At 64.0% G+C, this 267-nt stretch carries 1 protein-coding gene; it reads left to right on the top strand.

All coding sequences use genetic code 11. The features are described from left to right. A partial coding sequence (locus RCF13_RS26290) for a flagellin (RefSeq protein WP_308141166.1) occupies positions 1 to 267 on the top strand: 267 nt, incomplete at both ends.

The following is a 267-nucleotide window of genomic DNA, read 5'->3' on the forward strand; positions in this document are numbered from 1 at the left end:
GCCCAGCGCGCTCTGTCCATCGTTGACGATGCATTGACTTCGGTGAACTCCTCGCGTGCCGACATGGGTGCGATCCAGAACCGCTTCACCTCCACCATCGCCAGCCTGAACACCACCTCGGAAAACCTGTCGGCCTCGCGCAGCCGTATCCGCGACACCGACTACGCCAAGGAAACCGCTGAACTGACCCGCACGCAGATCCTGCAGCAGGCCGGTACCGCGATGCTGGCCCAGGCCAACCAGTCGCCGTCCAGCGTGATGAGCCTG

It is taken from the genome of Stenotrophomonas maltophilia group sp. RNC7, from assembly GCF_030910085.1.
Classification (GTDB): Bacteria; Pseudomonadota; Gammaproteobacteria; order Xanthomonadales; family Xanthomonadaceae; genus Stenotrophomonas; species Stenotrophomonas sepilia.